Genomic DNA, 11,520 nt, shown 5'->3' on the forward strand with positions numbered 1-11,520 from the left:
TTTCCCCAAGGGTTATGTCCATGGATTGGCAGCTTGCTGCACCTACCTTATTAGAACTCATACTGTGTATTCTTGTAGTTATACTCATCGCCGCGATGGGTGTGCTGTATTCACACATTAAGCAGTTGCGTTCTGCATTAAGCGAAAGCGAACATGCTAACGCAGAGGCTATTGCCCGCACTGAAGCCCTTGCTAAAAATGCAAATAATCAACAAACTGAGGCGCAAGCACGCACCTTGGTGATCACTCGACACCTTCAAGAGTTAGACGAAAAGCAAACTGATATTGAAAACCAGCTTCGAGAACTCAAGCTTCAAGATCCTTCCCTACGCCTATATCAGCGTGCGGCGGACTTAGTCAAGCAAGGCGCTAGCATTGATGAAATTATTGAAGCCTGCGACATTCCTCGTGCCGAAGCTGAGATGTTGGTAATGGTGCATAAACAAAATAATTAGTATTTTTGAGCACCAGAGAAAAAAAACGTTTAGACGTCTAGACGTAAAGATGTTGACATATCGCCAGTTATAGACACAATACAGATATTGTAATTTATCACTGGAGCCCTCTATGCCAATTCGTATTCCTGAGCAGTTACCCGCGCAGAATGTACTACTAGGTGAAAATATTTTTACCATGGACATGGACAGGGCTGCCAATCAGGATATTCGTCCTCTTGAAGTCGGTATTCTTAATTTAATGCCGAACAAGATAGAAACAGAGGTACAGTTACTTCGTCTATTATCGAACACGCCACTGCAAATAAACGTGGATTTAATTCGAATTGATAATCAAGCGCCGAAGAATACCCCCCAATCGCACATGGATGCTTTCTATCACGACTTTTCAGCGGTAGCGAATAAGAAATACGATGGCCTCATTGTCACCGGTGCGCCTCTCGCGCTTATCGATTACGAGGAAGTAAAGTACTGGGAAACCATGACCACCATATTGGAGTGGGCGCAGCGTCACGTGAACTCAACCCTTTACTTGTGTTGGGCTGCCCACGCCGCCATGTATCACTTTTACGGCATTACACGAGAGCTTAGAGACGAAAAGTTTTCAGGTGTCTTTAAACACAAAGTGAATGACCCGAATAATGAGCTATTAAGGGGCTTTGATCCTTCTTTTTACGCACCACATTCCCGTTATGGGCATATTAACACCTCGTTGTATAACAGCGTCGATGGACTTAGTGTTGTTGCAGAGTCTGACGATGTAGGCGCTTATATTGTGGCGTCAGAAGATAAGCGCATGGTATTTGTAACGGGTCACCCGGAATACGATCCAGATACACTTAAAGATGAGTATTTTCGAGATATTGCCGCGGGACAAACGCCAGTAATTCCAAAAAACTATTTTGAAGGGGATGATCCAGCCAAGTCTCCTATTGTACAGTGGCGCTCACACGGTAGCCTATTGTTTACAAACTGGCTGAATTATTATGTCTATCAGACCACGCCTTACGATTTAAGTCAGCTTGCTGAAAAGTCACAGCCAAAGAGGTAGCACGTGAGCCAAAGACCAAATTCTAGCGCGCAAGCAACGCTTACAGAAGCCGCTAAAAAGCGCATCCTTATATTAGATGGCGCCATGGGCACCATGATCCAGCGCCATAAGTTAGAAGAAGAAGATTATCGCGGAACACAGTTTGCCGACTGGCACTGCGATGTTAAGGGTAACAACGATTTGCTGGTTCTTACCCAGCCCGATATCATCTATCAAATTCACTGTGATTACTTTGAAGCTGGCGCGGACATTATTGAAACGAATACGTTTAATGCTACGACTATCGCTATGGCCGATTACGATATGCAGGCTCAATCCCGTGATATTAATTTAGCTGCAGCTAAATTGGCGCGTAAAGCTGCCGATGAGTTCACAGCAAAGACACCAGACAAACCCCGTTTCGTGGCAGGTGTACTTGGCCCAACAAATCGCACTGCTTCAATTTCGCCTGACGTTAACGACCCAGGCAAACGCAATGTTACTTTTGACGAACTCGTGGAAGCGTATAGCGAGTCTACCGAAGCGCTCATTGAAGGCGGTGCAGATTTAATCATGCTCGAAACCATCTTCGATACACTTAATGCGAAAGCGGCAGCCTATGCGGTAGAGTCGGTTTTTGAAAAGCTGGGTATATTGCTGCCCGTTATGGTGTCTGGCACGATTACCGATGCCTCAGGGCGCACGCTGTCTGGTCAAACCGCGGAAGCGTTTTATTATTCCATGCGACACATCAGTCCATTCTCATTCGGCTTAAACTGTGCTCTTGGACCAGACTTACTGCGCCAATACGTAGATGAAGTTGCTACTGTTAGTGAGTGCTTAATTTCAGCGCACCCTAACGCTGGTTTACCCAACGAGTTTGGTGAATACGACATGGAAGGCCCTGAAATGGCCGAGCACATCAAAGAATGGGCGCAGTCTGGGCTAGTGAATATTGTAGGTGGCTGCTGCGGCAGTACGCCGGAACACATTCGCGATATTGCTAACGCGGTCAATGGAATTGCGCCAAGAAAAGTGCCACAGTTCGAACCCAAAATGCGTTTGTCAGGCCTAGAGCCGTTTGTACACTAGGAGGGCATTATGAGCGCAGAATTTTCTACATTTATTAATATCGGTGAGCGTACCAATGTAACAGGCTCCGCTCGCTTTAAACGACTTATTCTTGAAGGCGATTATGAAACTGCACTTGATGTCGCAAGGCAACAAGTAGAGAACGGCGCGCAGATCATCGATATCAATATGGATGAGGCCATGCTTGATTCAAAGCAGGCCATGATCACCTTTTTAAACCTGATCGCCTCTGAGCCAGATATTAGCCGAGTTCCCATTATGATCGACTCGTCTAAATGGGAGATCATCGAAGCAGGGCTTAAGTGTGTGCAGGGCAAAGCGATTGTTAACTCTATTAGCTTAAAAGAAGGGGAAGCGCTCTTCTTAAACCAAGCCAAGCTAATAAAGCGCTATGGTGCTGCAACCGTAGTTATGGCCTTTGACGAGACCGGCCAGGCCGATACACAAGCCCGCAAAGTTGAGATTTGTCAGCGTAGCTACAAGTTGCTGACAGAAGAAGTCGGCTTTCCTCCTGAAGATATTATCTTTGACCCCAATATTTTTGCTGTAGCGACAGGTATTGAAGAGCACGATAACTACGCGGTTGATTTTATTGAAGCGACCCGCGAGATACGTAAAACCTGTCCGTACACACATATTTCTGGTGGCCTTTCTAATATTTCATTCTCGTTCAGAGGGAACAATCCGGTTCGCGAAGCTATGCACTCGGTATTCCTATATCACGCTATTCGAGCGGGTATGGATATGGCTATTGTGAATGCAGGTCAGCTAGAAGTATACGACGAAATACCCGCTGAATTGCGCGATGCGGTTGAAGACGTGATTTTAAACCGCAGAAGTGATGCTACTGAACGCTTACTCGATATTGCACCGAACTATCAAGGAGACGGTAAAGCGGCCGCAAAGGAAGATTTATCCTGGCGCGAGCAAGAAGTGAATAAGCGCTTAGAGCATGCGCTTGTTAAAGGCATTACCGATTACATCATTGAAGATACTGAAGAAGCGCGTCAACAAGCTGAGCGTCCGTTACATGTTATTGAAGGGCCGTTAATGGACGGCATGAACGTAGTAGGGGATTTGTTCGGCGAAGGAAAAATGTTTCTTCCTCAGGTAGTAAAGTCGGCCCGTGTAATGAAAAAGGCGGTAGCCCATTTACAGCCATACATTGAAGAAGAAAAGTCAGACGATGCGAAAAGCAACGGTAAAATTCTATTAGCCACGGTAAAGGGCGATGTTCACGATATCGGTAAAAATATCGTAGGCGTGGTACTTCAGTGCAATAACTTTGAAGTGATTGATCTTGGCGTAATGGTGCCAGCGGCGACAATCTTACAAACCGCTAAAGATGAAAACGTTGATATGATAGGCCTGTCAGGCCTTATTACACCTTCACTAGATGAAATGGTTCACGTTGCCAAAGAAATGGAGCGTCAGGGCTTTGATATCCCGCTGCTTATTGGCGGGGCGACTACGTCTAAAGCGCACACTGCGGTAAAAATTGAACAAAACTACCATGCGCCTGTAGCCTATGTTCCAAATGCTAGTAGAGCAGTAGGCGTATGTCAGCGCCTTCTAAACAAAACGTCCCGCGAGATTTACGCGCAGGAATTGGCAAAAGAATACGATACGGTACGTGAACAGCACGCCCGTAAAAAGCCGCGCAGCAAGCCGGTGACATTAGCTCAAGCCAGAGAAAACGCTTTTAAGCCAGATTTTACGACTTTACCAGTAAAACCTGCGAACCTAGGTGTAACACCGGTAACCGCCGATTTGGCTACGCTGCGCAACTACATTGATTGGACGCCATTTTTCTTAACCTGGTCTTTGGCAGGCAAGTACCCACGTATACTTGAAGATGAGGTGGTGGGAGAGCAAGCACAGTCACTGTTTAACGACGCCAACGCCATGCTGGATAAAATTATCGAAGAGAACAGCCTTCAGGCGAAAGGCGTTATCGGCTTGTTTCCTGCCAATCGCGTTAATGACGATGTTGAAATTTATACCGATGAGTCGAGAAACCAGATTCAAGGTGTTGCCCATCACTTGCGTCAGCAAACCCTAAAAGACAAATTCGCTAATTATTGTTTAGCAGACTTTGTAGCTGAAAAGTCGAGTGGCATAAATGATTATGTGGGCGCTTTTGCCGTCACCGGCGGTATAGGTGAAGACGAGCTTGCTGATAGCTATATTCAGACTGGCGATGACTACAACGGCATTATGGTTAAAGCGGTGGCAGACAGGCTTGCCGAAGCGTTTGCGGAATATCTGCACGAGCAAGTGCGTAAGCATTACTGGGGTTACGCCGCTGACGAATCACTAAGTAACGAAGAACTTATTCGCGAAAAATACCAAGGCATTCGACCGGCACCAGGCTACGCCGCGTGTCCCGAGCATACTGAAAAGCAGCTTATTTGGGATTTATTGTCAGCAGAGCAGCATACAGGTATGAAGCTTACGGAAAGTTACGCCATGTGGCCGGGGGCGTCAGTATCGGGTTGGTATTTTGCTCACCCTGATGCCAAATACTTTGCTGTCGCCAAAATTCAAGCCGACCAAGTAGAGGATTACGCCACACGTAAAGGCTGGACCTTGGAAGAAGCTGAAAAGTGGTTGGGTCCAAACTTAAGTGATTAATGCTGATTAGGCAGGTAACGTGTATGCAAATCGAAAAGCCTTTTAGTCAGGCTTGTGAGAACAACAAGCGCGCCATTTTGAGCGTGCTTGAACGTAAATTTGCCAATTGCCGACAGGTATTAGAGATAGGGAGTGGAACAGGTCAGCACGCCGTATTTTTGGCTGAGCATTTGCCCCATCTTATTTGGCACACAAGCGACCAACCACACTATCACGAAGGCATTGCCGCGTGGCTGAGTGATTCAAATACGGGGAATGTGAAACCTCCCATTGCATTCACCGTTGGGCAAGATGACTTTCCCAACCTCGACATAGACGGCATTTTTACGGCAAACACCGCGCATATCATGCAAAAAGAAGAGGTGAAGCTACTAATGGAATCAGTAGCGTTGCACTTACCCAAAGGGGGCGTATTCTGTCAGTATGGCCCTTTTACACATAGTGGTAGGTTTACTTCTGAAAGTAACCAAGCCTTCCATACTTCGCTTTTAGCGCGTGGTTATGGTGGCTACCGCGATATCAATGAGCTTACTGCTTGGGCAGGCGAGTTAAGCTTGCAAGACATTATCGACATGCCCGCCAATAACCATATGCTTATTTGGCAAAAACGTTAAAGAAGTATCAAGGCTGCGGCACTTTGCTTTAAAAACAGTTGAAGCAAAGAAAGTCAGCACTCACATCAAAGGAGTAACTATGAGCTTTAAAGTAAACCATTATTTCGACAACAAAGTGAGCTCGATTGGGTTTGAATCTGCAAACGGCCCTTGTACCTCAGGCGTAATGTCGCCGGGTGAATACACATTTTCTACCTCTCAAAAAGAGCTGATGAAAGTGGTTGAAGGTGAGCTAGTTGTGAAGCTTCCGGGAAGTGACGAATGGCAATCTTTTGCTACAGGCAGCAGCTTTAATGTACCCGCCGATGCTTCTTTTGACGTAAAAGTGTCTACGCCTACCGCTTATCTTTGCTTTTACAGCTAATTCTTAAAAGCGTTTAATTCACTCTGTATTTGAACTTTCGTAGAATTGACTTTCAGAGGTTGTAAAATTTCTCTGTATATCTCAAAGTATTAGAAGTGCAAGCGAGCTTGGCTCACTTGCGCTTTTATACTAATAAAACTAAACCTGAAATGTGTGCGAATTATCAGGGCCTGTTGACCTTTGATGTACGAATTTTGGTCTAAATGGAAGCCTTTTAATCGCGAAACAGTCCTGCAAGCCTAGTGGGCTAAGTTAAAGGGCTGTGACAAAGAGTAAAAGGCTTCCATAACGACCCCTTCGGGCAGCGCCTTTGTGCCATCTATACTGCGTTGAATGTTTTCGACTTAGAACCACGAAACCGTCAAACATCCGCCTTGTCTAGATGGCACAAAGACCGCTGCAAAAATGTACAACAAAGGTCAAGAGGCCCTAGTGCTGGAATACACTTTTCACACGTTGTGGCGTTTAGTAAACAATGAGAAGTACAAATGAAATCCATATCACTCCAAAAAAAGTTCATGCTTATCGTTGGCGGTAGCATAGCTTTGATGTTACTCATTACGGCGTTTTTCTTAGTCAATACCGTTGCAGATAACACCCGCAGTCGCGTAGAAAAAGAGCTTAAATCCTTAGTTGCACGTGAGGCTAATGACGTTGAAGGCTTCTTCGCAACCTATGGCGGCGTTGCTAGAGCATTCCTAAGTAGTCCTTTTCTACAAGATTTTTTTACGCGCCATAACACGCGAGGGGCGCCCGAAAGCCAACTGACTCAATCCAAAGATATCTATGCCACATTTGAGGGCATCAGCAGTCAAGATCCCATTATTAAATCGGCGTTCTTTGGTTCAGCTAAGACGGGTGAATACTTCTATGAAGAGGGCCGAGTCGGCGTCGACACTTCGGGTCCTGATGCTGGCAATCCTAACGCCGGTTACTTTGCAACTAAGCGTCCGTGGTTTACTACTGCCGTAGAAAAAGGAAAGCTATATGTAACGCCTCCTGCTGTCGATTCCCAAGATGGAAGCGTATCTGCAGTAGTACAAACCCCGATATACAAAAATGGAGCGTTACTAGGCGTTGGCGGTGTCGATATTCTTATTAGCACGGTGGGTAAGGTCATAGATGCCATTCGTTATGAAGAACAAGGCACGGCGTTTTTACTCGATGAAAACCAAAACATTGTTTACTTTCCAAAACAGAGCAAAGCGTTGCCACTAAGCTCCTCTATTCGCAACTTTGACAGCGTGTTTGATAGCACTGAAGGGTTTGGCAAGTTGGCAAGTAATATAGCGGCTAATGAATCTGGTATTGTGCACGTAACCTGGAAGGGGGAAGACTATGTTGCGGTTTTTGAGCACGCTCAGTTAACTAACCCACAAATGAATTGGTCGCTGGGCATTCTTATCCCTGCAAGCATCATTGATAGCCCTATAAATAATGCAATTACTACGGCAATTATCGTCGCCTTTGTGATTATTGGATTAATAGCGCTTATTACTTATTTTGCGAGTGCTAAAGTCACTCAACCTTTGGTCGAAATGCGCAACGCAATGGCGGAAATAGCGCATGGCGACGGCGACTTAACCAAGCGTCTGGAAGTTAAGAGCAACGACGAAATCGGTGCGCTTGCCATAGAGTTTAATACCTTTACCGATAAACTAAGATCATTGCTAAAAGATACTGCCGCTAACACTAAGGCTGTTTCTGATGCAGCGGATCACCTTCGAGATGTGAGTCACGCGACTAGCAAGGAAATTAACCAAGAGCGTAGTCAGGTGGACAATGTGTCTACGGCAGTCACGCAGATGGCTGCTACCGTCGTTGAAATTTCAAAAAATGCGGCACAGTCCAGTGACGCCGCGACTAAAGCAGATGAATTGGTACAAGCCGGCAGTGAGCAAGTGCAAGATGCCATGAGGGAAATTCGCGCGCTGGCTGACGCCATCAGTCAGGGTGTTGAAGTAGTGGGCGGATTGAGCAAAGAGTCAGATAGCATCGGTGCTGTAGTCGATGTAATTAACAGCATTGCTGAACAAACTAATTTACTGGCATTAAACGCAGCCATTGAAGCGGCGAGAGCCGGTGAACAGGGGCGCGGCTTTGCCGTTGTTGCAGATGAAGTTCGCTCATTAGCAAGTCGTACACAAGAATCGACGACTGATATACGAAAAATGGTAGAGCGATTGCAGGCAATGTCTGAGCAGACCAACAGTGTTATGCAGGAAGGACAAACCCGTTCTCAATCTGGTGTCGATAAGACAGAGAAAGTGGTCGAAACGCTTAAAGACATTACCCAGTCTATAGGTTTGGTTCACGAGCAAAGTACTCACATAGCACTGGCGACCGAGCAGCAAACGGAGGTGGCGCAAGATATTAATAAGTCGCTCGTAGCTATCACTGGTTTAAGTGATAAAACTAGTCAGCATGCAGAAGAGTTAGCTGTGGAAGCTACGCAGTTAAGTGCCGTTTCTGGTGACTTAAAAGAATTGGTGGGGCAGTTTAGAATTTAGCGCCATTCATACTGTTAACCGCGCATAATGCGCAATAGTCTTTAATTAGAGCGTTTTCGCTTGCCAACATTGTTGGCAAGCGAGTTGTTTTATTCCTTAGTTTGACATAAGTTTCCGAAATAAAGTTTGGAAAACCTATGGCTTGTGCGTTTGCGAAAGGGCAATGAAATCATCTACAAACCCCAATACGTCCTGCGCTTTTCTATGACCCAAGTACAGCGTTTTTGATACGCCTTGTTCACCAAGCGACCGACAAGTCAGGAGATCGCTTTCTTTTGATTCATCAATTAACCATTTAGGTAGCGCAGTAACACCACGTCCCGCTGCTACCATTTGTAAGATGATCTCTGTGGTTTCAATCGTTTTATGTTGCCTCACTGTGCAATTGGCAGGAGTAAGAAAATGCGTGAATACGTCCAGTCGACTGAGTTCTACGGGGTAGGTGATAAGGGTCTCATTGCTTAAGTCTTTCGGTGTAACAAATGGTTTCTCTGCCAAAGGGTGGTGCTTATCCATTACCAACACTTGTTCATATTCGAACACTGGCGTGTAGGTAATGGTTTCAAGTGAAAGAGGGTCTGGCGTGAGCAATATATCAATATCGTACCCGTGAAGGGCTTGTAAACCGCCAAAAGAGAACGCTCGGCGTACATCTACATCAACATCTGGAAAGGCTTTCAAAAAAGGCGCCACTACCTTGAGCAACCATTCAAAACACGGGTAGCACTCCATCCCAATACGTAATATGCCCTGTTTACCATCGGCGAATCTGCGTAATTGGGCTTCAGTATGCTCAAACTGGGGTAAAACTCGGTGAGCTAAGCCCAATACACTCTGACCCGCCTGAGTCAGCGTGAGTCTTCTGCCGTCTTTTTTCCAAAGCGGTACGTCAAAATGGGCTTCCAACTTTTTCATTGCGTGGCTTAACGCTGACTGGGTTAGAAAAAGCGATTTTGCCGCTTCTGTCATCGTGCCTTCAGCATCTATCGCTCTTACTATTCGTAAATGTTGTCTATCAATCATAATAAATTACAACCAGTTTAACGTTTTTGAAGAGGGCTTGGGGCAGCACTGACTATAGTCACGGCGTCCGACAGGCGAGTTTCAATTATCTCTTTTATGATAATTGATATTTCTCTAAAGGTCTTTCGTCCAGGCGCAGTGTTTCTCCACGCTAATGAGTGCTGACGCTCAATAGGCATATCGGCAATCTCACACACGTGTAACGCTTCAGGCTTGTGCAACTCAGAATGAATATAAAGCCCTGGTAGGAACGTTACACCCATGCCCATTACCACCATTTGACGCAAAGTATCGAGGCTGGTGCCCTCATAATCACGCTGTAAATCTGCCCCAATCTCATCGCAAATGCGCTGCACTTGATGATGAAAGTGATGTCGGTCTTCGAGTGTTAACACTTTCTCGCCGCTTATTTCTTCTGGCTTAACATAGGCTTTTCCTGACAATTTGTGATCAGAAGGCGTGACGAATTTTAAAGGCTCTTTGAAGAGTGGTTGCGTGATCAATTGAGAGTTTTCGCCTGAAAGTGGGGAAAGAATTAGGTCATATTCACCACGCAGTAGACCGTGTTGCAGTGCGCTAGGGGCGCCTTCTCGAACATAGAAGCGCAAGCCGGGCTTCCGTTTGTGCAGATCTGGTAGCACAAAGGGAAGTAAATAAGGCCCTAGTGTTGGCGGTATCCCTAACCGGTAGGTTACAACCTCACCCTCGGACAAGTCTCGTGCAATTTCGCTGAACCGTTGAGAGGCCTGCAGCACCTCTTCCGCTGCATCAAGCAAGGCTTTACCTTGGGGAGATAACAGCGTTCCCGTGCGTGATCGTTCAAAAAGCGTTAGCCCTAAAAGGTTTTCTAGCGCACTGATCTGACTGGTCAGAGTAGGCTGACTAATTCCCAGTATTCCCGCTGCTTGCCTGAAGCTTAGGTATTTAGCCACTGCAACAAAATAGCGGATTTGGTTAATTGACGGGGTCTTTCCGTTGAATTGCATGGTGAAAATGGCTCTCTCTTACTATGCTTATGCGTAGTGTTACGTAAGCAGTGATAGTATTTAGCTATCGCGAGTTAGTATATTAAACTATTAATCTATCAGGTGAAACTGGCGTAATTACATAATCATTACAATTATTAAAAAATTGGGAGTTATATATGGATCACGTTATCTCAGGTGTTGCCAAATTCCAGAAAGAAGTTTACCCAAACAAAAAAGCTACGTTTCAAAAACTAGCTACTGGGCAGAACCCTGAAGTGCTTTTCATTACGTGCTCTGATTCACGTATCGACCCGAACTTAGTAACACAAACTGATCCGGGTGAACTATTTATCTGCCGTAATGCGGGCAACATCGTACCTCCTCACAGCAACCAAACTGGTGGCATGACAGCGTCTATTGAGTTTGCAGTTGCTGCACTGGGCGTTTCTCACATTGTTATTTGTGGCCATACTGACTGTGGTGCAATGAAAGGCGCCATCAACCCTGAAGGCTTAAGTGCGCTTCCGCATGTAAAAGAGTGGCTAGGTCATTGCCGTGTTGCAACTGAAGTTGTTAAAGAGCGCTGTGGCCATTCAGACCTTTCTATTGACGATCTAGAAGCGGTAACGAAAGAGAACGTTGTTCAGCAAATTCAGCACCTTCGTACTCACCCTGCTGTTGCTGCAAAAATTGCAACAGGTCAGGTTAAGCTTCACGGATGGGTATATAACATTGGTTCAGGTGAAGTGCTTTACTACAACACTGAGTCTGGTGAATTTGATGTAATGGACGAGTCTACTGCCGAAGCACAACTTGCTCGCGGTGAATAA

General features: G+C 45.7%; 10 protein-coding genes. 8 read left to right on the top strand and 2 right to left on the bottom strand.

Annotated elements, in window-relative coordinates; all coding sequences use genetic code 11:
• The first annotated feature begins 20 nt into the window (after window positions 1-20).
• The 7 genes from MHN09_RS00900 (at window position 21) to MHN09_RS00930 (ending at window position 8,699) form a co-directional block, all read left to right on the top strand.
• Window positions 21-455 (top strand): DUF2802 domain-containing protein, encoded by a 435-nt coding sequence (locus MHN09_RS00900; RefSeq protein ID WP_014948655.1) that lies wholly within the window; start codon window positions 21-23, stop codon window positions 453-455.
• Between the two features lie 112 nt (window positions 456-567).
• A complete protein-coding gene (gene metA, locus MHN09_RS00905; RefSeq protein ID WP_039224879.1) occupies window positions 568-1,506 on the top strand; it encodes a homoserine O-succinyltransferase in 939 nt (312 codons plus the stop codon).
• A 3-nt stretch (window positions 1,507-1,509) separates the two neighbouring features.
• Entirely contained in the window at window positions 1,510-2,577 is a 1,068-nt protein-coding gene (locus tag MHN09_RS00910) for a homocysteine S-methyltransferase family protein (protein WP_061094485.1), read from the top strand.
• Window positions 2,578-2,586: 9 nt separating this feature from the next.
• Window positions 2,587-5,211, top strand: coding sequence for a methionine synthase (metH, locus tag MHN09_RS00915; RefSeq protein WP_239238623.1), 2,625 nt, complete (start codon window positions 2,587-2,589; stop codon window positions 5,209-5,211).
• 23 nt (window positions 5,212-5,234) lie between these two features.
• Window positions 5,235-5,825, top strand: a complete 591-nt coding sequence (locus MHN09_RS00920; RefSeq protein ID WP_239238626.1) for a DUF938 domain-containing protein — start codon at window positions 5,235-5,237, stop codon at window positions 5,823-5,825.
• Between the two features lie 79 nt (window positions 5,826-5,904).
• Window positions 5,905-6,189: a pyrimidine/purine nucleoside phosphorylase gene (locus MHN09_RS00925; RefSeq protein WP_039224887.1), complete on the top strand. Its 285-nt coding sequence runs from the start codon at window positions 5,905-5,907 to the stop codon at window positions 6,187-6,189.
• 488 nt (window positions 6,190-6,677) lie between these two features.
• On the top strand, window positions 6,678-8,699 hold the full coding sequence (locus MHN09_RS00930; protein WP_168463525.1) for a methyl-accepting chemotaxis protein: 2,022 nt from the start codon (window positions 6,678-6,680) through the stop codon (window positions 8,697-8,699).
• Between the two features lie 135 nt (window positions 8,700-8,834).
• Here MHN09_RS00930 and MHN09_RS00935 read toward each other — a convergent pair whose 3' ends face one another.
• Both MHN09_RS00935 and MHN09_RS00940 read right to left on the bottom strand, forming a co-directional pair.
• A complete protein-coding gene (locus MHN09_RS00935; RefSeq protein WP_039223024.1) occupies window positions 8,835-9,722 on the bottom strand; it encodes a LysR family transcriptional regulator in 888 nt (295 codons plus the stop codon).
• A 17-nt stretch (window positions 9,723-9,739) separates the two neighbouring features.
• Complete coding sequence (locus MHN09_RS00940; RefSeq protein ID WP_168463526.1) at window positions 9,740-10,708, bottom strand: hydrogen peroxide-inducible genes activator; 969 nt, start codon at window positions 10,706-10,708, stop codon at window positions 9,740-9,742.
• A gap of 158 nt (window positions 10,709-10,866) precedes the next feature.
• On the opposite strand from MHN09_RS00940, the gene MHN09_RS00945 reads away from it, so the two are divergent.
• Entirely contained in the window at window positions 10,867-11,520 is a 654-nt protein-coding gene (locus MHN09_RS00945) for a carbonic anhydrase (RefSeq protein WP_014948664.1), read from the top strand.

Origin of the sequence: Alteromonas sp. MmMcT2-5, assembly GCF_022348315.1 — a bacterium.
Lineage (GTDB): Bacteria > Pseudomonadota > Gammaproteobacteria > Enterobacterales > Alteromonadaceae > Alteromonas > Alteromonas macleodii.